The following is a 21,704-nucleotide window of genomic DNA, read 5'->3' as shown; positions in this document are numbered from 1 at the left end:
AAATCATGCTCCTAAATCTTTTTTCCGTATTTACAGATATCCTTAAGACAACAGGATGTACACTGCGGTCTTCTGGCAATGCAGACTGCCCTTCCGTGCCAAACAAATCTGTGGCAAAGGCTGTTGCCCTCTTCGGGAGGTACGATTTTCCACAGTTCTTTCTCAACCTTGGCAGGATCCTTTATGTCATTCACGAGGCCTATCATATTGGAAAGCCTTATGCAATGAGTATCCGTGACAATCGCCGGTTTTCCAAAAACATCCCCGAGCACAAGGTTAGCACTCTTTCTGCCTACTCCGGGAAGTGCAAGAAGCTCCTCCATATTGTCCGGCACGTTGTCGTTATACTTCTCGTGCAGAACCTTCATACACGCACTGATATCCCTTGCCTTGGACTTGCCGAGTCCGCAGGGACGAACTATCTCTTCTATCTCCTCCGGCTGTGCAGCTGCAAGAGCCTCCACTGTCGGGAATTTTGCATATAAAAGAGGTGTAGTCTGATCGACTCTGGCATCTGTACACTGCGCAGCAAGCCTTACGCTCACAAGAAGCTGCCAGGCTTCGCTGTAATCAAGGGTGCAGTCCGCATCGGGATATTCTTTTTTCAGTCTCTCTATGACCTCAAGTGCCAACTGTTTTTTATTCATATCAAACCTGCTAAAAGGGTATGCATAAGAAAGTCCGAAAAGCAACAGCCTCCCGGACTTTTTTCATTACTCTTCTGATAAATTGCCCTGCTCAAGTGCGCTGTTCATAAGTTTAAGCAGCTCGAGCGTACTTCTGAAATGTACAGTCTTTTTCTTCTCAGACCAAAGTACCTGCCCCTGCCAGGAACTGTTCTGTCTGAATTTCACCTGTACAAGGAATGTTGCCTTCTCACCTCTGTAGGTCTTAAGGCTTCTTATCGGCTCTCTCTTCCTTATAGAATTGGGATTGTGATAATCCCTCGTCTTATCCTTCTGTCCGAAGGTTCTGTAGGAGGTCGTGCGCTGAGGGAAATCCCAGTTATCATAGAGCCTGTCCATCAGCATGATCATCTCATAGCCGCTGTTAAAGGTGAGCGGTTCCTCCTCGTAGGGTGTCCATAGAACTCCGTTTATATCTCTCTCGGATGCCTCATTGACACATACACAGATTAAATTTTTTCCATAAATACGTGATTCTGAATCAGTCATTTTTTAAGTCTCTTGTCCCTTTTTATTTTTAGAGCTGCCATCAGTACAACCGCAGCTGCAAATACTATTATATGACTTTCCATACCGGTGCTGTCGTCCGTGGCACCTCTTCTTGCTCCAAGAACGTTCTTCTTATTCCCGGTATTTGTGGGATTGGCGATATCGACAGTTACCGAGCCTCTCTTAGCTCCGAGAACATTCGGGTCGTTCACACCCGCATTAGCGGTATCCGCGGGAGCAGCTTCAGCAGGATTTATATTTGCCCCGGCCTGCTCGCCTGATGCACTCTGTCCACTTGCAGAAGCGCTCTGTGCATTACTTGCAGTATTCTGCGCCTCCCCCGAACTACTTGTATCTTCGGAAGAAGTACTGTCGTTATCATCGTCATCGTAATAATTAGGTTCCTCGTTTATAGCCACATCATCGGGCTTTTTAACCTTCAGAACTCCGGGAACCTTTTCTATGTCATAATTCTCGGCAAGTGTGCCGTCATTAAGCTTATAAGTAAAGTAGTTGTAACTCTCGCCTATTTCCTTCTGCTTACCGGTAAACTCATAGGTTGCGCCTTCGCCCTCTGCAAAACCGTCACCCGATACAGTAACCTTGTGCTTCTTTAACGTCTTATTATTGTACTTTTTCTTTGCACTTGCAGAAGTAAGTACCACATACCTTTTCTCTATGGTGAGCTTTCCGGGCTTAAACTCGAATCGGAACTGGCTTGTTACATCACTGCCTTCCGCATCCCTTACAACAGGTGAACCGGTGATATCCACTGAATACTCTCCGGCGTTCTTGCCTGCAGCGGATGCTGCAATTCCTGTTACATTAAAAGTCGAATCACCTATAGTAACAGTAAGAACCTGGGACGGATCTCCTGTCCCGTTTACCTGAAAATCGGAACTGCTTCTGCCTTCAAGGACATACCCTGATACGCTCTGCTGACTGCCGTTGTACTTCACAGTGCTGCTGCCGGCCTCAACGGTAATTATGTACTTCTGATCTTCAGTCCTCTCTACAACTGAAATATCTCCGAATACTCTGGTGATATTGTAGTTATCAAAATCAGTTCCGTCTTTTGGAGTTATGGTGAACTCATTTATTCCGGTTCCTATTGCAGTCCTGCTGCCTGTAAAGGAGTAATAAGCACCTTCTCCGTCAGCCCATCCGGTCTCCTCAGCAAGAGGTGTTTCGCCGTTTTCCAAAGGCTTTCCGTCATAGGTTTTCAAAAGATTCATGGACCTTAGCGTGACGTCCTTCTTAGTAATGACAGCGGCATTAACCGTAAGTGATGAAGGAGTGACCACTGTGGCCCCGTTCGTAGTAACGGTAATTCCTGTGAGGTCAGTAATTGCAAAGCTATTGTCCTTCACATTTTTAGCTGTAACCGTAACGGTTGCTGCTCCGCCCGCGCCTTCTATGGTGTAGGTATTGCCCTGATCGTCACTCGCCGATCCGGCAAGGCTCACAGTAACGGTATGCTCCGCTCCGTCATAAACAAACGTAGCATCAGGTGTACCCTGCACCGTAAGAGAAGACACATTCTCACCTGTCTCGGAAAGCGGTGTGGGCTCGGGAACTATAAATAATTCCGCAGCCTCTTCACCGGTGTCTTCGGATGCTCCGTCAGGCTTCTCGGACAGTGTCGCAAAATTATCGGATATCTCAAAGGAATCCCCTGATGACACCTCCTGTGCACATACGGATAAAGAATCCGCCATGTTCACATTTATGGCAGCCGCCATAACGCTGACAGCAACTACCGTGTTACAAATCTTTTTGAAAAAAATCCCCTTCAAAACGTAACCCTCTGCATAAAGAAAAAAACAAATACTAAAACACTTTAATTTTAAAGGTTTTTAGCCCTAAAAGCAACCTCAAGGGCTTCTTTCATTCTTTTTTCTCGCGATTTTTCTCAATAGCCTCCAGGCGCATTTCCTCGGTCATCTTAACACTCTCATCCCAGGACTCATAGCGCTTGTCACCTCTGTGATCAGCTATCTTGTCGCCATATCTGCCAAGCAGTTCTCTGGCAAAATATTCCGTAAACTTACAACTGCCCTCATAGTTAAGATGCGAATAGTCGTTGAAATCCTTATCAAAATCAAGTCCTATCTCGTCATAGGAATAATTCATGTCAAGAAACTCGATTCCGTTTTGCTCTGCGATCTCACCGATTTCCTCATAGGTCTGCAAATCCTTTTCATCGATGATATACGGAGCAACTATGAAAAGCATGGTAATATCGTTTTTCTTTGCAAGGCTTATTATTTTCTCCAGATATTTTTTCTGCTTATCCGTAAGTCCCGGCGCCTCTACCTCTTCAAGAACAGGTCGAACCTGCGGCTTTACCGCGCAGTAGGGAGTGTAGCCCTTAAAGCTTGCAAGGTTTTCTTTTCCGAGCAGGTAGTCAAAATCCTGCTTTGTCAGATCCTCGTACCGTCCATGATAGGTGAAAAAGTCCGGATAATAATCGTCCATTCTCCCCACCGCGCAGCTACTCACAAAGAGAGCGAGCTTATTTATCGAAGGCTTTAATCCCTGGAGATTTTCATATAAAAAATCGTACTGATAGTCATCCTTATAGCGGCTGACTGAGTAAAAATCCATCACAGCTACCTTGGGCTTCTGAGTTTTCAAAGCTTCCTTAAAGTAGTAATAGGTCTGCCACATAGTCTGCTCTGCTGCGCTGTAATCGTAAGCGGCCATCCCATATTTTTCCCACAAAAGCGCTGTGTTGACGTCGCAGTGAATATGGCTTGAGCCAAGCATCAGCACATCTATGGAATCCTTTGGCTGAGCATAAAAACTCCTCGCCTGATCTATTCCGTGTATGGATTTTTCGGAAAGCAGCCTGTCCAGTCCTATCATGGTTATGATAAAAAGGATGCAGAATGCTGCATAGGTTATTATTTTTTTCATAAAAACTCCTTAAGGAAGTTCTGCTTAGAAATCCATGTACATAAAGCCGATTACCTGTTCCTTCGGGCCGTAAACTCCGTAGACAAGAAGAAGCACCAGAAGAACATAGAACACTAAAAGTCTTACAGGAAGTGCCTTCTCGGTTATCAGCTCCGGAAGGTCTTTTTCCTTAACACTTGAATATACATCCATCACAATCAGGACAACTATTGCAATGAGCATTATCCAAAGCTGGTAACTGCTCATCTCAAGGAGTTCCATCTCCTTTGCCCACGAATAATCTATCTCTGTTCCGAGGAACATGTACTTTATGTAGCGAAGCGCACTGCTAAGGCTTCCCGAGCCAAACAGCACCCACGCAAGTGATACACTGCAGAAGGTCAGCACTCTTCTAACGATCTGCATAAGCTTTGCATCCCACACATGGAGTCTTGCAAGTATATCATCAACAACTGAAAGGAAGCCGTGCGCAAGTCCCCAGGCCACAAAGTTCAGACCGTTCCCGTGCCAGAGGCCGCATACCAGAAATACTATGACTGTATTTAAGTGCTTTCTGAAAACGCCCTTCCTATTTCCGCCAAGCGGAATATAGATGTAATCCTTAAGCCAGTTACTGAGCGAGATATGCCATCTTCGCCAAAAATCCGACATGCTCTTTGCCGTGTAAGGCGCCTTGAAATTCTGTGTCAGCTTAATTCCAAAGAGTTTCGCAAAGCCGATTGCGATTGAGGAATACCCTGCAAAATCTGTATATATCTGCAAAGTGTACATGAGGCTTCCCGCAATCAGCGCGCCTCTGGAATGAAAATCGGGATTTCCGATAAGTATATCTGTATATTTTGCAAATCTGTTTGCAAGAAGCAGCTTTAAACAAAAGCCGTAAAGAATGTATGAAAAAGCCCCGGTAATGTTCATCTCATTTAAAAATTTACCGGTCACAGCCTTCTCTTTTTGCGCAAAGAAGTCCTCAGCCCTCTCTATGGGACCGCTGATAAACTTCATGTAAAGCGACTGATAAACTATAAAATCTATGGGATTCGGAAAATGTTCCACCTTTCCCTTATTTACATCAACTATGAAACTGATAGATTGGAAAATATAATAAGAAAATCCAAGAGGCAGCAGCATCCACGAAAGACTTCCGGGGAGCTTTTCTCTTGAACTAAGCAGATCGCCAAGCTTAAAAGCAGACAGAGAAAGCACGCAAACAAGCGCTCCCACTACTGTGAGCGCCTTTGCAAGCCTTCTGTTTTCTTCTCTTTTTTTATGGATTATAGCGCCTAAAACATAGACAAATGCTGAAGTTACAAGCAGCACCATCGCAGCAAATCTGCTGAGGTGTGCCACATAAAAAAGACTTACCAGTGCAAGCACCGGCGGCCTTAGTTTCGGAGGCGCCAGATAAAAGAGCACCAGCGTGCCCACCAAAAACACAAGTGTTGTAAACTCGAATGTCATTCAGTCCCCCTACTGTTTTTTCTTCTTCGATTTCTTTTGGGAAGGCTTCTTGCCGGAAGTTTTCTTATTATAAGGCTTTTTAGCTACGCTGTAGCCAAACTTTCCAAGCTTTTTCCCAAGATCAAAATACTCGCCATGAGAATAGGTTATCAGGTCAGCTTTACCAAGGTCAAAGCGTCCCTTGTCGTCCATGTACTTATCGTCCACGTCGACACACATAACCTCTGCAACAAACATGTCATGGCTTCCGAGCTCAAGAATCTGCTTAACCTTACACTCGATGTTTACAGGGCTCTCGGCAATACCGGGCGCACTTATCTTATTGGATTTTTGCGGAGTAAGTTTCATCTCCTTAAATTTATCGTAGTCTCTTCCCGATCTGACACCACACCAGTCGGTGGCTTTAAGGAGTTCCTTGTTTGTCAGATTAACCACAAATTCACCGGTCTCCTTGATTATATCGTAAGAGTATCTCTCTTTTCTAACAGAAATTGAAAGCATGGCCGGAGAGCTGCATACATTCCCAACCCACGCGGCAGTTATGATATTCGGGACTTCTCCTTCTCTCCCGCAGCTCACCATCACTGCAGGAATGGGATAGAGCATATTTCCCGGCTGCCATACTACTTTTGCCATACAAACTCCATTCTATCTAAGCGTCAATTTGACGTTTTTACCTATGATCTCATCTATATTACTGATCGTTGCAAAGCAGTTAAAATCCGAGAGAATATCGCGGATCTGCCTAAGCTCATACTGACTGACAACAACATACAGGGCCTTGTTCTCACCGCCGATATAGCCTTCGGTATTCCACTCGGTACAGGTTCTTCCAAGCTCCTGATATATACGATTTTTTATCGCATCGACATCATCATGTGTGAAAATAAGGCATGCTCTCTGTGCATCGAAGCCTTCCTCAACCCTCGTCATAACGACTGATACAAGCACGTAAGTGAGGATCGAGTAAAGCCCTCTGTTCCATCCGTAAATGAAACCTACGATCAGGTACAAAACTATATTAAAGCATAGAACCTGTTTTCCGATAGACATATGAATCTTGGGACTTAGTATCGAAGCCACAATCTCCGTGCCGTCCAGGCAGCCGCCATGCCGAAGTATGATACCGACTCCCACACCGAGGATAAGTCCACCGAACGTCACCGCAAGAAGATAGTCCTCTGTAACCGCAGGTGTCGTCTCAAAGAAGGCCACAGCTATCGCAAATACCGTCATCGCATAGATGGACCTTATTACAAAATGGTACCCCTTTTTCTTCCAGCCGAATATCAAAAACGGAACGTTTAACACCCAGGTCAGAATACTCAGCTTAAAGCCCGTGAAATTTGCTGTGATCATGGATACGCCGACTATTCCGCCATCGAAGATCCTGTTTGGTGCAAGGAAATCCTCGATGGAAAAAGCCGCAATGGTCGCACCTATCGCGATCAGAATATAGCTTATTATTTTCTCTGAAAGCGTTGCATTGTATAACCTGTTAGCTCGTGTCATACGCACCTCAAATCAAAGTCCACTCGTTTTTACAATGAAGCAATATCCTTAAGATTTAAAATCTTCAACCTTCTTTATTATATCAGTATTTTTCTTCTCTATGTCAGAGAGCATATCATTTCCGAACTTATCGAACTCATCGGGATCGAAACGTCCCACATACCAGGCTTTGCTATCAAAATAACTCTGGAGCTCGGGATCCTGGAAGCGTCTTCCATATCTTGCATAAATTTCGTTTCTGGCAATTCGAAGTTCCTCGGCTGTAAAGCCCATAAGCTCGCTCTCGGTATAAAGCCTTGTGCTGCTTTCCGGAAGAATATAATCATTATTCGGCATCTGGTCAGCGCCGTCCATTCCGGAGTCCGCAGCTGCGTTTATATCTGTCTGCAAACCGGTATCTGCAGGCTGAGCCGTCGCATCACCTGAACCGGAACCTTTAAGGAAATCGTCGACATTTCCTGATCCTGCAGCCTCGCCTTCAGCCTGAGCTGTCTGTTCCTGGCCGTCTGCCTGAACCGCCTCGTCACCGGCTTCTCCGGAATCATTTCCTCCCAAAGGAAGCGCTGACAAAAGACCGTCATCCGCTTCCTCTCCGTTTACTTCTGCCGCTATCTCCTCAGTCTGCGCAGCATCCTTACTCTTTGTAAAATGAAGAACCGCCAGCACACCTGCTCCTATTCCAAGAACCAGGCAAAGCGTCACAACTGCAGCAAACAAGGGCAGGTTTGACTTTTTCTTCAGCAGACCATCTCCCATATAAAAGTCATTAGATGCCTCTGCCAGTTTTTTCCCACACTTGGGACAAAATGCTGCCGAATCATCAATCTGTGCTCCGCAATATTTACAAAACATACTTTTTCCCTCTACATATAAAATAAAATCAAATTATTCAGCTACAGTGCTCTCATATGAATAGTTTTCAACATACTGTGTTACGAGCTTGTTGAACATGGTATCTGTATTATCATAACCTCGGAATGAGTAGCTGTAGGTTCCCCACCATCCGTCGTTTATGCCTGTATCGAATGAAAAGCTGTCGGAAGGTGTATCATAATTATTCAGATCAAAAGAGAGTGTTCCGTCATCAAGCTTCATCACATTCTTAAATCTGGTGAAATAGTAAAAGCTGATTTCATTATAGTATCCCTCTTCGGGTATTGAAACACTGGCATTAACCTTATACACAAGGTTGACATAGTTCTTGTCATACATCTCTGTACCGGGCTTTTCCGCAAGGAAATATGCTCCGATATAATCCGCACTAAGAAGCTTAACTACCTCGTTGTTCCAGCTCTGGGCAGCGTAGGCCTTGAGTGCATCCTGTGCCTGCGCATTCATCTTGGCAAGTGTATCCTGATCAAGCTCACTCATCGCTGTTATATAGGAACTCAGACCTTCTACAGTGTAGGTCTTCTCTGTAGGGCTCGGAATTTTCCCATAGTTCTCCACAAAGTAGTCCATGTTATCACTGCCATAGGATGAGCTTACGGAAAGAGTTACCTCGTCGCCGTTACTAAGCCCGTCTCTCTTGTCAAAATTATATGAGAGTGCGCTATACTCACCACCTGAAGAATTGAGAGTATATTCAGCGCGGCCATCGGGTGCTATACCTGTGAAGGACACGGTAATGCCTTCAAATGGATCAAAGGTTGTGGCATCCTCAAGTCCCTTAACCTTTCCATCAATATCGCTGTACTTAAGCTTGATATTCAGGTATTTTTCCATCTGCTCTTTGTCGCTATCAGAGATGTTCCATGTAAAGGTGACCTTGTCTCCGTTGGAGAGGCCTCTGTTATTATCAACAGATCCGTAAAGGCTTTCAGAAACCATCTGCGCCGGAGTATATCCGAACTGCTCGAGAAGCTTATCCAGATTTCCGGCATACTTTTTTGCCTGATCAAGCTCGCTATCGGAAAGTACTCCTTCAAGGTCCTTCATAAGAGACTTTTTGCCGCTCTTCGTAAACTTGATCTTGCTGCCGAAATCCTTGTTGAACTTATCCTTATCTATAGTATAGGAAGCGGTTCCACAAGTGTTGTATCCTGAGTAGGTGATCTCTACATACTTATTCAGATTTATAGTATGTTTTCTTACCGAAAAGAAGAAAACCACTGCGATAACAGCCAGTACCGCTACTACTCCGATACCTATTATGGTGTTTCTCTGCTTCGCTGACTCTTTTTCTATTTTGTCCATAAAGTCAGGCTGCGCGGGCTGAGCCTGGTTCCATGGCTGCCCGGAAGCCGCATTCGCATAGTCGCTGCCTGAAATTTTCGCACCGCACTTGGGGCAAAAAGCAGCACCGTCCTCAATTTGATTTCCACACTTTGCGCAAAACATAATTACTCTTCTCCCTCTATACGTGTTCCGCATGAAGTACAGAAAACCGCATCATCGCTAAGTTGTTTGCCGCAGTTCGGACATACCTTTCCTGCAGGTACAGACGCCTGCGCGGGTTCAGGCATAGGAAGTTTTTCGCCGCAGGCAGTACAAAAGGCAGCTTCCCGAGGAAGAAGCTTACCGCACTTAGGGCAGAGTCTCTCCCCCTTGAGGTCTCTGATTTTTTCATTGTTATCGAGCTTTGTCTGCTCATTCTTTTTTATCTCAGTTGCCATTTGGCAAAGGTTTGACCACAGCTCTGCAGGAAGCTGCACGGGACTTTCCGTATTAGCAGTGTCTTCGAAACTCATCTTTTCAAAAATTGCATCATAAAGGCTGATGCCCATCTGATTCTTAATTGTCACATTTTTCTTATCGAGGCTGTTGTTCTCGTTTGTGAGGTTAACAACACTCGCCATATCCTTTGTCTTCTGAACCGCGTCCTGACTCCCCTTGGAAATCTTTGATCCTAACTCTTCAAAAAATGCCATTTTTAAATATCCTCCCAAAATTATTCCGTAACTTCCGTTCCACACTTTGAACAGAATCTTGAATCGCCATCCATCTCAGCCCCGCAAGTCGGGCATGTCTTTTTAAGCTTGGTTCCGCACTTCAAACAGAACATGTCACCGCCCTTAACATCCGCACCACAGGTCGGACATTTTGATTTTGATCCAAAGCCGTTATACTGCATCTGCGCAGGATTTCCGCCTGTTGCTGCAAGCTCAATCTGCTGCTGAAGTGAAGCGTTTGACTGGAACAGACACATGAATGTGATCACACAGTGTATCACCATGAACAGCATCAGAAGAATCATCCATCCTGTCATCTCTGACTCGCAGTAATTTTCCTTTGCCTCTTTATCTACTCCATTGAAATAGCTTACCCATGCAATAAAATTGATAAAATTTAAAACCTTGATTACTATGATTGTCTTCTTATTTGCTCTTGTCTGAGCAAGGCACAGCAGTACCAGACATGCAATGGGAAGAATCAGCATAAGGATTCCCGCTATATGTCCATCGATTTTTTGCCCCAAAACCTCAAAACCGAAGGTGATCTTGCTTGCACTGATTTTAACTGTTTCACCGCTGCAGGATACCAACATGGTTGGCATGAAAAACAGCAAAATAAAACATGCATTCAGAAATCTTAAAATGTTGCTCTTTGTGAGTTTTAACTCGATTTTTTCGTCCATTATTTTGTCCCCTTTTCTTATGTAATAATTTTTATTGTATCACTTAGAGTTTCCAGTTCATATAGTTAATACACGGCTATTTCGGGAAGGAAGGCCGCCCCCTTGCGCAGTAGCCCCTGCACCTTTGTGATCCGAGAAAGTGATCGCATAACAGTCAGCATCATCGGCATCAAGTTTTATCTTATCGCCGTCTTCTACAACTATTGTCGGCCAGTGCCCAAGGGTTTCGCATGACTCCCAATTGCTGAAATCGTCATGGAAGCTGTATTTTTCGCTGCCATCAGCACCGGTAACAGTTATTGATCCGGCGCCGAATGTACCATAGATAGAATAGCTTCCGGCGAGCAGATCTGTGCCTACGGTTAACTCTTTAACACCTGAAGGGCTACCCTCAAGCCAGTCCGGCGCATGGTGCTCATACCAATAACTTCCGTCGCTCTTTTCACAGGTTGTATCTGCAACCGAAAAACTGATATAGCGTGGTTCTACATTAGGATCAATGTACGCAGACTCAGCAATTTTGTCAGCGTATGACTCCCTGAATGAAAGTGCAGCACTTGTAGGTTCGGGATCTTCATATTCGGAAATAAATCCCAGTTCATATATCCTGCCACCGGCGTCAGAAACGAGCCTGTAATCCGCCACTGCCGCATCACCGCCGGCAGCCGCTTCTCTTGTTGCATAGGTTGTGGCAAATAAATACTCATTATTCATTCCCATACCGGTGACATAAACCAACACTCCGGCATCTGCCCAGTACTCGGGATTTTCAAGGGATACACTAAGCTCGGAGGGAAGGTAGAAATGAACGCCGAGATTGCTGTCAAAGTACTCTGTTATCTCAGTATCTCCCCATATTTCATGAGGATCGGGAATCTGATTTTCTTCCGGCTTTTCATTCTCTTCTGTCTTTTTATTTTCAGCCTCTGCCCCATCTGCGCTGTCAGAAGGATTCTCGGTATCATCAACTTGCACCGGATCCTCTTCCAGCTGAATAATCTTTTTCGCATCATCCATTGGATTCTTCGAAAAATCGGATTGTTCAGACTGTTCTGCCTTGCGCTTATTATCGACATATTTATAGGTAGCAAATGCTCCTACGCTTCCGCCAACTAAAGCGGCGATAAGTCCGCAGGTAGCTATTTTTATTCCAAGACCTACGGACATAGCACCTGCTGCTCCTGCGCCATTTGCTGCGCATTTCCACAACATCGGTCTAAGCTTATTCCATAAAACGCTGCCTGTGCCTGCGAGCAGTTCGCAAGCACTTGCATGCTCGCCAAAGAGCATAGCCATAAACGGAACAACTGCAAAAGGAACGAGCTTGAGTCCGTTTGCATCCGCATAGGATTTCATGGAATCGTTCATGCTTTTCCTGGCCCTGTTAAGGTAGGTCTTGACTGTATTCTCAGGAGCACCCATGGACTCCGCAATCTCTTTTATGGATCTGTCCTCGAAGTAAAAAGCGATAAGCGCCATTCTCTGCTTCTCAGGAAGCATATTTATATTTTTCAGAAGGAGCTTCTTGAGGTTAGCGTCCTCTGCTGCTTTCTCAGGCATCTCCATCTTATCGTCCCGGATGGTATCGAAAACATCCACATCCTCATCCGCGCTCTGCGTATTTGCAAGGAGTGTAACCCTGTCATCATAGCTGTGCGCCAGCTCGTGATAGCAGATATTCTTCATCCATGACATGAACTTAGTGGGATCACTAAGCTGATCAATTTTCCTGTAACAAATGAGATAGCCGTTTTGCAGAACATCCTCTGTCTTTTCCTTGTCCTTGGACATCATCTGGATGTACGCAAAAAGCTTCTTGTACGTCAGTTTATAAAGCTTCTCAAATGAAACTTCATCCCTGCCGGCCGCAAAACCTTTCACCGCCCGGACCAGCGCTTCCTGACTTTCTGTCATCATTTCTGCCATTTCATTCCCTCTCTTCATTTTTATTCCCTCAAACAAACTATGTGGCATATTTTAAGCCACCCTTACATGCAAATTCAGCCAAGATTTAACCAAATCGCACTTCTCAATTTTACCATCCATATCAGTAGTTGCATATTACTAATTAACGATTATTTTTCTTGTTTTTACGTTTTCACTGTCAGGTTTTGTTTTTTTCTTATCTTCATTCAAGATTTGTGCAAGCAGTCTGTTCCCCCGATGTATTCTTCCCATCTTTATAAGCTTCATCCAGCTTTCATCAATTTCTCCAAGCATAACCGCCTCCGTTTTTCCTGCCCTTTAATACCTAGAGGGAGGCAGTATCAAAAAGGTTTCACTTTTTTGGGAAAAATATTAAAAAAGTTTTGGCGGTTGATTTTGGAGCACAAAAAAGGAATGCGACAAGTTTTTTAATACTTGTGCATTCCTTTTGTAATTCAATAACCTATTTTTCTTAGTTCATAAGCAAATGGCGGATTATCTTTTTACCTTTACAGCGTATTTTCCGGCATTACCGTTCACTTCTATTCTATATGTGCCTTTTTTCAGTTTTAACTTAAGCACCTTTGAATCTGCTTTTCCTGCGTAGATACTGTCAATTTTCTTATTTCCCTTGTATACAGACAAAAATAAACTGCTGGAGTCTGTGTTCTTAATAATGAATTTATAGTTGCCCTTCTTGTTGGCTTTTACCTTAAACCAGTCATGATCGTCGTCAGTATCAAGAATACCATTTACATTCTTCTTAAGCTTTATGCTCTTAGCCTTTTTAGCCTTGCTGGGTTCATCTACTCTTCCGGAAATAGAGATTTTATATCTCACATCATCGTAGTAGCCTGTCACCTTTATATAATATGTTGTTCCGGCGTTTACTAAAACAGTTCTCTCATTTGACTGCGCCTTACCTGCATAATAAGAGTCGCTCACACTTGTCTCATCTGCCTTAAACACCTGAGCAGTCACACCGCTTCCATCAATATTCTTAACTGTTACCGTAACAGCGGTATTAGCATCTGAGTTAAAGCTAAGCCAGTCCACATCATTTTCCGTTTTAATTGTTCCTGCGTATTCGTTTGGTATCGGAGTTGCAGTAGCAAGAGTATCCCCCTCATCATTCTCTGCTTTCATAGTAAGCACAAAACTTCCGTAACTATCATCATAAACACCATGCGCCTGTACATAATATACAGATGAAGGCTCGAGCTTTACATACTTGGATCTCGTCTCATTTTTTCCTGCATATACAGTTTCAATATTTGCTCCGTCTGCATCATACAAACGGCAACAAGAATTAAGGCCGGTACTCTTCATCTCCATTACATACCAAAAATCTTTGCTCGCGTTTGAGGTAAATGTATACCAGCAATTACCATTTTTTGTCTGAATATCCCCTGAAACCGGAGAGTTAAGTGCAATCGGTTTTACATTTGTTTTGTCGGCAAATTTTCCTTCGTCTGCCTTACCGGTAATGCTGTGTCCACAGAGTACTGAAGCACAACAACATAAAGTGAGTACCAGTGTTAAAAGTTTTTTCATCGTTTTCTTCATTATTGATTCCTCTCTTCATACATTATTTAGTAGCGACAAATATGTCCCCTCCTGCGTATCATCCATCGCGTTTGCAGCTGAACACGCACTTAAACATTTTATCACTACTTCCATCAGTTGCCTATCACAAAAAAATGCCTTATTCCTCCTTTTCATATTTTAAAATCGTTGTCTTTTCATCGTTACAATATAAAGAGGATTGGTAGCCACAAAAGGTTTCACTTTTTTTGAAATTTTTTTATTTTTTGAAAACATGCTTTCATCCTACAAAAAAGACCTCTCAGACTCCGCTGCAGGGAGATGGTTTTTCTTAACATTTCAGTTTCTCAAAACTCACCATCGCCGCCGCTTTCGGTGCAGTACGGCTTGCCATTTTTCACACCCATTTTGACAGTGAGTCCAAAGTCAAAGTAGTAACCTACGTAGTCGTAATCAGTAGGCTCCACGGATTTGATTTTCTCAGCGAGAGCCCTTGCGGCTTTTTCAGTTTTTTCATCATCCTCACGTGTGCCTATTGCAGGTCCTGTAGGGCCGCTGTAAGCATACATATAGTATTCATTGCCCTCCTTATCAGTTGCGACAACGTTATAATCATACATATTTTCCAGGTCTTCCGTTTCATAGTCAGGCTCACCAAAAAGTGTCCTCAGCTGGCCATAAGCTAACGCAAACAGATTCTCATCAATTTCGTCATAAATACTGCAAGTCTCACTGCCAAGGAATTTACCTGCTTCCTCCTCTTCCTTGGTACCGCGTCTAAATTCATATTCAAGATAAGATTTGTCTGAAGTCATTTTTGACACAAATGAAGGCTGCGCGCAGCCGGATAACAAGATGACGGACAGAAATCCCGTCACTAACAATTTTGATATTTTCCCCATGATATAGTCCCCTAACTTTTTTCATATAATATGTGATGTTCACCAGTTGATGATAACATAAAATCAGGGCATGCTATAGCATGCCCCACGTTTTTTATAGAAAATCTTTTTTAACAAACTGATCATAATTCCTTTGCATACAAATGATCTGTTGTTCCGCCATAATTGGTTATTTCTTTTATGTAATGATATCCGTACCGTTCATATAAGCCTGTGAATTCTGATGGAATATAACTTTTCTTAAAGCCCTGCTCCATCAAATACACATTTGCATGAGAAATCAGCTTCTCACTGACTCTCTGTCCGCGGTATTCCTCAGACACATACACACAGGATACCCATGGATAGTACTCCGGAAGCGGATAATAATCCTCCTTTAAAACCGAGATCATTCCTATAATCCTTCCGCCTTCTCTGGCAACAAACATTGCTTCCCAGTCCGAAAAATTCCAGTTTGTTATCATCTCTGATATGTGATCCTTTACCTCATCCCAGGAGCTGTCTTTGACAAATGAAAGCAGTTCATCCGCAAGCTGCGTACCTTTCTCAACCTTAACAATTTCAAAGTCTTGAAGCTTATGCCATCCAAAGTGCTTTTCCACCAAAGCTACCGTATCTGCAACACTTCTGTTGTAGTCTCGCTCAAGCCAGAAGAAATTACTGCGTTTAATCTCCTGATATTTCTCCATATTGAGCTCGTACAGTGTCTGCGTACAGGTCTTCTTTGCCTTCTCATAATCAGTTGCACTGTGAATGAAGTCGCTAAAGTCCTGATGATCAGGCCTGTCACAGTAAGTCTCAACCAAATCCGTCGGATCGGTTATCATAAACGCCGCCCTGGAAGGATCGGATAACTGTTTTATCTGCTCCATTGTAAGGTGACAATCGCAAATAACTCTTCCGTTCTGAGAAAGCTTAATCAGATCAAGGATTATGAAATCCAGCTGTTCCTTCAGATTTCCCAGAAGCCACGCTTTATAATCCTCCACGCTTCGCCCGAAGAATTCATCAGCATCCCTGAACTGCTTATTCATATTCGGCTGATGCTCGCTGTCCGATATTGCCTGATGAAAAGGAAAATGCTCATCAATGTCATACACCGGAATTCCGTACTTTTCACCCAGTGCCCTCGATATTGTCGTCTTTCCTCCGCAAGGTGTTCCTGTAATAAAATAAACGTTACGTAAATATTCTTTAATTATGTTGTCCTGAAGTATCATAATAGTTATCTCCTTATTTCAAATAGTTTGTTTTTTCGGTCACGATAAACAAGCATGAAACTATTCTGATAAGGTTCCATGCTTATCAGATACTTCTAAGCTTTAAAAACATCACCATGTCTTTGTCCTCCTTGGAAAGTTTATAACTTTATGTATTATACCTTATTTAAGAATGATTATCTGCATTATTTTTTACTCTTTTTATAATCTGGCTGAACTCTTTTATTTTATTCTTTGCGATTGCATTTTACTTTGGGAACAACAAATCTAATGGATTCTTCTATATTTATTGCGTGCTTTTTCTGAACGTACAATAAACCTAAACACCTCTTCTATATTTGTTGTTTGTTTTTTCTGTGAGCACAATAAATTCAACTGTTTATTCCTTATTTGTTGCATTCATTTTTTTCAAGCACAACAACCCTGACCTATCCTTCAATATTTGTTGCATATGACTTCCAAACGCAAAATATAACATAAATATTTCTTAATCCCCCATAAAAACATTCCCAGTACACTAGCAGTAGTGTTCTGTAATAGTCCGACTTATTTGAGACTTGTTCCAGGGTATGCAGACAAAAGTACTACTCTTCACTACATAAGGACAGTTCAATAGGATACTAAAAAATGAACATAATAAGGTAATGTTAGTTAAACGGAAGAGTTACGCCCACTATTTTCAAGCAATCTGTTTTTACAAAGCTATACGGCTCGTATTCTACATGCGCAGAAGGCCTGCTTATAGTAACAAGCTGTATTCTTTCCGATCCCACTTTTGAGATCAATACCTTTTTTAAAGCAACAAATGCCGCTATTTACCAAATTAAAGTTATCGTTAATTAAAGTTATCTATCTTTATAATGTTTGTATTTAAACACATTTAAGCATATAATATATTTAAATAAAAACATTAGGAGCATTTTATGGGTAGAAGAACTGCTTTATTATTACCTAAAACACAAAAGAAACTACAGACTGTCGGTGAACAGATAAAACTCGCCAGATTAAGAAGGCATCTTACCGCGGAAGATGTTGCTGAGAGAGCACGTGTTGGCAGATCTACTGTTGTACAGATAGAAAAGGGCTCTCCTTCTGTATCAATGGGAATGTACCTGGCTGTTCTTAATGTTCTGGGGCTCTCTGATGACATCCTTCTAATTGCCAAAGACGATGTCTTAGGACGGACCATTCAGGATCTTGATATAAAAGTACCCCGGAGGGTAAGGAAACATGAGTGACAATAAAGATATATTTGTTTATGCCGGATGGCTTAATAATGAACTTATAGGAATAATCCACCGAGGAATCGTTAGCGGAGGCGAGGTGGTTTCTTTTGAATACGATAATAACTGGTTAGGATCTCATTCAAACCTTATGCTTGATCCCACTATACCTCAGACACCTTATAGGACGTATTCTGAGGACAAGAAACTTTTTGGAGCATTTGAGGATTCCTGCCCTGATAGGTGGGGACGTAAGCTCATCGAAAGACGGGAAGCAAAATATGCAGCCAAAGAGAAACGCCGTCCCAAGAAGTTTTTTGAGACTGACTATCTTTTAGCTGTCCAGGATTGTTTTCGTAGCGGAGGTTTTAGATACAAGACAGATCCTTACGGTGATTTTCTGGATAATGACGAAAACTACTCTATTCCTCCTATAACTGCGATAAGAGAACTTGAACAGATTTCTCTTGGCTATGAAAAAGATACCGACGAAAAATGGTTAAAACAACTAGTAAACCCCGGTTCTTCCCTTGGTGGTGCCCGTCCTAAAGCAAATGTGGCTGACATTGATGGTTCATTGTGGATAGCAAAGTTTCCATCCAAGAATGACGATTATGATATTGGTGCGTGGGAAAAGACTGCGAATGACCTCGCTCTAATGTGTGGTCTTAATGTACCCGAAACAAAACTCATGAATATTAGTGAACTTGGCAGTACTTTTTTAACAAAAAGATTTGACAGAAAGTATGAAAATAGCAAAGAATTTCGCATCCACTACACTTCTGCTATGACAATGCTTGGAGCAAGAGACGGTGAAACAGATGGATTAGGTTATTTGGATCTCACTGAAGTTATCTGTAATATTGCGTCAGAAGTTGACAAAGATCTTCATGAACTGTTTAACCGCATGGTTTTTAATATAGCTATTTCTAATCACGACGACCACCTAAGAAATCATGGTTTTATTTTGAACGGCACAAGATGGGAACTATCTCCTGTTTTTGACATTAACCCTGTAGCAGGTGAGGAATTCTTATCTATGAATATTGATATGGATAATGGTTACAGATCATTTGATAAAGCTCTCGATACTTGTGAGTTTTATCACTTAAGCAAAGATGAAGCCAAAAAGTGTGTTAATAATATTGCCGGAACAATCACAATTTCTTGGGAACACACCGCCTCAAAAAACGGCATAAAAAAGAGTGAACAAAAATATATGGCTTCTGCATTTGAGCTGGCAAAAGAATACTATTTAGGTCTGTAGAAGCAGCAAAAAACCTCAAAGCCATAAAATCCTTGAGGTTTTCTATTCGAGCTGGCAACGGGAATCGGATAATAGCCAGTTACGAAAACCCGCATGGAAAGGAGTTTTTCGGTGCTCTCTTTTATAAAAAAGACCACTTTAAAGACCACTTTTAATTCGCCTTCATTACTTAGCTGGAATAAAAATTCGCTTGGAATTAATATAATCCTCAACATTCCTTTTTGCCTTAAGCAGTTTTTCTACCAACCCTTCAGGTGGATCCTGCATAAGTGCATATGACAATTCAACATCTGTTTTCGCCTGCATATATTCCGATCTACTATAAAGACCATTTGATGCTTCAAGGAAAGTCTTATCATCAACAATAATATCTTCTATCACCTGTCCTGAATTATCCTCATCCAAACTATATCCCATATCCAATTTATCTAGTATTTCCCATCTTTCCTTTTCTGATGACATAAAATCACCTCTTTCTATTTTTATGAATCAGTTTAAATCCATATTCATCAGATAATTCTTTTGGATTACTAAGAAGTCTCATAACCTCCTGGTTTAATGCATCCTCAACCTGATAGCTTTTTATCCCTGAATAATTCTCCAATAGACACAAATAAAATTAGAGCATGCAATAATCACACGCCCAATTTTATATAAAAGACCACTTTCGGCTTAATAAAAGGGTCAATGGTTGCTTTAGATACGGTTTAAATATACCTATTATTTCCTAAGTGATGAATTGTCATTGATAAGAAAATCTCTTACCATATCTATTCCACCCATACCAGAATCCACACCATCAAGATTAAGAACATCCTTCAGTCTATTATGGTTATTAAATTCAATTTTTCCTATAAGCCAGGATGAAAAATCAAATCTGTTAATCACTTCCTGTCTCATCTTATTCGCGTTTAGTTCTGTCATATAATCATTTGATGTTTTGAATTCTTTTAATTTCCTTTCTTCTGAAAGTTCATCATTAGCCAGCAAATCGGAAATCCTAAGAAATTCTTCATCCATCAACTTATCATATTCATTCTTACTCTCAGCAGCCGCTACATATCGAGAGGACATCTCATCGACAGCTTCCTTATTTTTATCAATTAAATCGAAAGCTCTGTCAATCAGTTGCTCGTCTGCAGTTTTACCGGTTTCATCAAATTCTAATGCATTATCATCCTGATTCTCATCAGATTCAGTTTTTTTGCTCTCCTCTTCTTCATCTTCATCATCGACATCAAGGGTTTCTTTTAGTATGTCAATAATTCGCTGCTTTTCATTTTCGTCTTGCTTAGCCTTTGCTATAAACTGAGCATTTTTATTGTGCTCATCCTCAAGTCCCTGCGCATCCAACTTCTTTTGCATATCAGAATACATATTAAGACGCGCCTCGAAGTTTTCCTTCAAAGTTTTGAGCACAGCTTCATATTCGTCTTTTGTAATAATATGTGTTTTATTATACACGTATCGTTCAGATGTAATCTTCTGAAGATTATCATTGATAAACTCTTTATCAACATCTGTCAGCTCTTCACCGCTTTCGATTTTGTTTGACAGTCTGTCGGCCTCTCCGATTTGCTTCCAGGTCTCTTCAATATTGATCTTTATTTCCTTACGCTTATCTTCACGAAGTTTTTTAGCAAGTTCTCTACCATCTTTTGAAATATCCACAGTAGCAGACTTTTCTACATCCATGATTGGCAAATCATTTTTCTTATGCGAACGTGACTTGGATTTAGAATCAGGAATTCCTACGATATGCTGCTTAATATTAGAATCCATTTTTATGGAAAGATTAGTTGCTTTAATGTTCATATCCCAATACCTCCGTGTAAGCGAAACATAATCATAGCCAACCTCCATGTTCGACTAAGATAGTGATAATGTTCCATTAAGGTTATCGGCAAAAAATCTAATAACTTAACCCCTTCAAAAAAATTTTATTCGTTGTATACTAGCTTTTTCACTTTTCTCCTTTTCGATTCTTTTTCATCCTTTTCCAAACTATTTGAAATGTCGGTAGGTTTTCGGTAGGTTTTTCGCTTTTCTACCATCAATCGGAGAAAACAATTAGTGAAAATAAAAATCCCTCAAAGTCAGACATTTTCTAGCTTTGAGGGACTCTTTTTTATCGAGCTGGCAACGGGAATCGGAGCAATGACCACCACTTAAAAACCGCATAGAAAGGAGGTTTTTCAGCACTCTTATTTTAAAACGACCACTACTACGACCACTCGCTTCTAAAGTAAAATCATTTCACAGCAAGTTGCTCATCAACCAATTTTGTAACTTCTGCCTTCTCAGATTCTAAAACATTTGCAAGATCAAATGCCTCATTGATATCATAATGTTTCTTTTGCATTAATCTGATTACAAAATCCGCTTTATTCTTTATAGATGTCTGTTCAACTAATCCTTCACCTAAATTGCACATAGTGTTTACCTCCATACTCATGGTAGCTGACATAGGTATATCAAAATCCTTTTCAAGGAGTTCTTTCTTTTTGTCAGGTACTAATTGCATTTGAAATACTTGTTTCCAATTTTTAAACCTCGTTGCTTTTCTTTTACTAAGTATATCATATTTGATTTATTCTATAATTCCTTCTTAGATAATACCTTTTAAAAATCTATATCCATTTATTTGATATGTTCCCTAATTTAGCTTGGATTGATCATTTTATGATTACTTCAGTTATTCTGCAAGTAAAATAATTAAGAGGGCTGGTAATCAGCCCTCTCAGAGTTTAAGCTTTCCCACTTATATGGCAGGGACTCTCCCGAGTTGAAACTTCTCCACTTATATGGCAGGAGCTCTCCCGAACAATCTTATTGTAACATTAGTAATCCATATGTCAAAACGCATGTCTGCATGAGGTTATAAACCTCCTTTCAGACTTATTATTCTGAATTGAAATATAATATAACACGTGGGTGAGTTTAAAGCACCCACGTGAAATAATTTAATAATTATTTATAA

Annotated in this window: 23 protein-coding genes; 2 read left to right on the top strand and 21 right to left on the bottom strand. The window is 41.6% G+C overall.

Features of this window, described 5'->3' with window-relative positions; all coding sequences use genetic code 11:
* Positions 1–11 precede the first annotated feature (11 nt).
* The 17 genes from G630_RS0119105 to G630_RS25925 all read right to left on the bottom strand — a co-directional run bounded on the left by G630_RS0119105 (position 12) and on the right by G630_RS25925 (position 17,049).
* Positions 12–647, bottom strand: a complete 636-nt coding sequence (locus G630_RS0119105) for an endonuclease III domain-containing protein (RefSeq protein WP_026499491.1) — start codon at positions 645–647, stop codon at positions 12–14.
* Between the two features lie 66 nt (positions 648–713).
* A complete protein-coding gene (locus tag G630_RS0119100; RefSeq protein WP_022762752.1) occupies positions 714–1,175 on the bottom strand; it encodes a hypothetical protein in 462 nt (153 codons plus the stop codon).
* Positions 1,172–2,971, bottom strand: coding sequence for a hypothetical protein (locus G630_RS0119095; protein WP_026499490.1), 1,800 nt, complete (start codon positions 2,969–2,971; stop codon positions 1,172–1,174). The genes G630_RS0119100 and G630_RS0119095 overlap by 4 nt, the downstream gene beginning before the upstream one ends.
* A 91-nt stretch (positions 2,972–3,062) precedes the next feature.
* Positions 3,063–4,094 (bottom strand): hypothetical protein, encoded by a 1,032-nt coding sequence (locus tag G630_RS0119090; protein ID WP_026499489.1) that lies wholly within the window; start codon positions 4,092–4,094, stop codon positions 3,063–3,065.
* A 24-nt stretch (positions 4,095–4,118) separates the two neighbouring features.
* On the bottom strand, positions 4,119–5,552 hold the full coding sequence (locus G630_RS0119085; protein WP_026499488.1) for an MBOAT family O-acyltransferase: 1,434 nt from the start codon (positions 5,550–5,552) through the stop codon (positions 4,119–4,121).
* Positions 5,553–5,561: 9 nt separating this feature from the next.
* Entirely contained in the window at positions 5,562–6,188 is a 627-nt protein-coding gene (locus G630_RS0119080) for a flavin reductase family protein (protein ID WP_022762748.1), read from the bottom strand.
* A 12-nt stretch (positions 6,189–6,200) separates the two neighbouring features.
* Positions 6,201–7,064, bottom strand: a complete 864-nt coding sequence (locus G630_RS0119075; protein ID WP_049946316.1) for a YitT family protein — start codon at positions 7,062–7,064, stop codon at positions 6,201–6,203.
* Between the two features lie 48 nt (positions 7,065–7,112).
* Positions 7,113–7,916: a YARHG domain-containing protein gene (locus G630_RS24015; protein ID WP_026499486.1), complete on the bottom strand. Its 804-nt coding sequence runs from the start codon at positions 7,914–7,916 to the stop codon at positions 7,113–7,115.
* Between the two features lie 33 nt (positions 7,917–7,949).
* Positions 7,950–9,404 carry a zinc ribbon domain-containing protein gene (locus G630_RS0119065; RefSeq protein WP_026499485.1) on the bottom strand — a complete coding sequence of 485 codons (1,455 nt, stop codon included), beginning with the start codon at positions 9,402–9,404 and terminating at the stop codon, positions 7,950–7,952.
* Positions 9,405–9,406: 2 nt separating this feature from the next.
* On the bottom strand, positions 9,407–9,934 hold the full coding sequence (locus G630_RS0119060) for a zinc ribbon domain-containing protein (RefSeq protein WP_026499484.1): 528 nt from the start codon (positions 9,932–9,934) through the stop codon (positions 9,407–9,409).
* Between the two features lie 20 nt (positions 9,935–9,954).
* Positions 9,955–10,641 (bottom strand): zinc ribbon domain-containing protein, encoded by a 687-nt coding sequence (locus G630_RS24010; RefSeq protein ID WP_049946315.1) that lies wholly within the window; start codon positions 10,639–10,641, stop codon positions 9,955–9,957.
* Between the two features lie 57 nt (positions 10,642–10,698).
* A complete protein-coding gene (locus G630_RS0119050; protein WP_026499483.1) occupies positions 10,699–12,585 on the bottom strand; it encodes an RNA polymerase sigma factor in 1,887 nt (628 codons plus the stop codon).
* A 120-nt stretch (positions 12,586–12,705) separates the two neighbouring features.
* Complete coding sequence (locus G630_RS24935; RefSeq protein WP_155832037.1) at positions 12,706–12,861, bottom strand: hypothetical protein; 156 nt, start codon at positions 12,859–12,861, stop codon at positions 12,706–12,708.
* Between the two features lie 201 nt (positions 12,862–13,062).
* Positions 13,063–14,121, bottom strand: a complete 1,059-nt coding sequence (locus tag G630_RS0119040; RefSeq protein ID WP_155832036.1) for a hypothetical protein — start codon at positions 14,119–14,121, stop codon at positions 13,063–13,065.
* Positions 14,122–14,459: 338 nt separating this feature from the next.
* The gene (locus G630_RS22960; RefSeq protein WP_049946314.1) at positions 14,460–15,014 is read right to left on the bottom strand and encodes a hypothetical protein; all 555 of its coding nucleotides are present in this window, start codon (positions 15,012–15,014) and stop codon (positions 14,460–14,462) included.
* 122 nt (positions 15,015–15,136) lie between these two features.
* Positions 15,137–16,234 carry a GNAT family N-acetyltransferase gene (locus tag G630_RS25560; RefSeq protein ID WP_242829968.1) on the bottom strand — a complete coding sequence of 366 codons (1,098 nt, stop codon included), beginning with the start codon at positions 16,232–16,234 and terminating at the stop codon, positions 15,137–15,139.
* A 647-nt stretch (positions 16,235–16,881) separates the two neighbouring features.
* On the bottom strand, positions 16,882–17,049 hold the full coding sequence (locus G630_RS25925; protein ID WP_334291012.1) for a DUF6718 family protein: 168 nt from the start codon (positions 17,047–17,049) through the stop codon (positions 16,882–16,884).
* Between the two features lie 108 nt (positions 17,050–17,157).
* Here G630_RS25925 and G630_RS0119020 point away from each other — a divergent pair, with 108 nt between their 5' ends.
* Positions 17,158–17,472, top strand: coding sequence for a helix-turn-helix domain-containing protein (locus G630_RS0119020; RefSeq protein ID WP_022760919.1), 315 nt, complete (start codon positions 17,158–17,160; stop codon positions 17,470–17,472).
* Complete coding sequence (locus G630_RS0119015; RefSeq protein ID WP_026499481.1) at positions 17,465–18,724, top strand: type II toxin-antitoxin system HipA family toxin; 1,260 nt, start codon at positions 17,465–17,467, stop codon at positions 18,722–18,724. Before G630_RS0119020 ends, G630_RS0119015 begins: the two co-directional genes overlap by 8 nt.
* Before the next feature lie 165 nt (positions 18,725–18,889).
* Here G630_RS0119015 and G630_RS0119010 read toward each other — a convergent pair whose 3' ends face one another.
* The 4 genes from G630_RS0119010 to G630_RS0119000 form a co-directional block, all read right to left on the bottom strand.
* The gene (locus tag G630_RS0119010) at positions 18,890–19,186 is read right to left on the bottom strand and encodes a hypothetical protein (RefSeq protein ID WP_022760917.1); all 297 of its coding nucleotides are present in this window, start codon (positions 19,184–19,186) and stop codon (positions 18,890–18,892) included.
* 4 nt (positions 19,187–19,190) lie between these two features.
* Positions 19,191–19,328 (bottom strand): hypothetical protein, encoded by a 138-nt coding sequence (locus G630_RS25235; RefSeq protein ID WP_196805830.1) that lies wholly within the window; start codon positions 19,326–19,328, stop codon positions 19,191–19,193.
* Between the two features lie 116 nt (positions 19,329–19,444).
* The gene (locus G630_RS0119005; RefSeq protein WP_026499480.1) at positions 19,445–20,539 is read right to left on the bottom strand and encodes a hypothetical protein; all 1,095 of its coding nucleotides are present in this window, start codon (positions 20,537–20,539) and stop codon (positions 19,445–19,447) included.
* Between the two features lie 436 nt (positions 20,540–20,975).
* Entirely contained in the window at positions 20,976–21,248 is a 273-nt protein-coding gene (locus tag G630_RS0119000; protein WP_026499479.1) for a hypothetical protein, read from the bottom strand.
* Positions 21,249–21,704: the final 456 nt, after the last annotated feature.

It is taken from the genome of Butyrivibrio sp. WCD2001 (assembly GCF_000424485.1).
Lineage (GTDB): Bacteria > Bacillota > Clostridia > Lachnospirales > Lachnospiraceae > Butyrivibrio.
This window is presented reverse-complemented; position numbering and strand designations above follow the sequence as displayed.